The sequence below is a fragment of the Shewanella sp. 10N.286.51.B2 genome (assembly GCF_041469265.1).
Classification (GTDB): Bacteria; Pseudomonadota; Gammaproteobacteria; order Enterobacterales; family Shewanellaceae; genus Shewanella.
The window spans coordinates 1-429 of sequence record NZ_JBFRKH010000069.1 but is presented as its reverse complement, the minus strand read 5'-3'; the positions used below and the strand labels follow the sequence as shown (position 1 = coordinate 429).

Below are 429 nucleotides of genomic sequence, written 5' to 3'. Positions count from 1 at the left end.
CATCAGTCCATTAGGCATATTTAAACGTTCATTTCCTACAAATGGTATTAACTCTTTTGGTTGCTCACCTTTAATCGCTGAATTTATGCGTCGTTGAATACTGGTGTAATCTGAAGTTTCAGGTGTTGCAGCCATTTGCCCGCGAATTGGATTCAAATCAACATACGCCATACAGGCGAGTACGGCCGCATCATCTAACAAGGCTTGAGATTTAAAGCGCCCTTCCCAAAAACGGCCTGTACACTTGTCTTCTTTATTGGCCATTCTAGCAATCGGTTCACTCAAGGAACGCATAAACCAACTAATATCGGTTAAACGTTCTCGATATAGCCCAATACAATCATTAACCGTCTTTAATTCAAACTCATTAAGGACTTCAGCTTTAACAAATTTATGCGTCAACAGGGTGCCTTTAAAGCCTTTATGCCA

1 pseudogene is annotated in these 429 nt (G+C 40.6%); it reads right to left on the bottom strand.

Going from position 1 to position 429, the window contains the following annotated elements:
- Window positions 1–429, bottom strand: a pseudogene (locus AB4140_RS17305) (transposase); the annotation flags it as partial.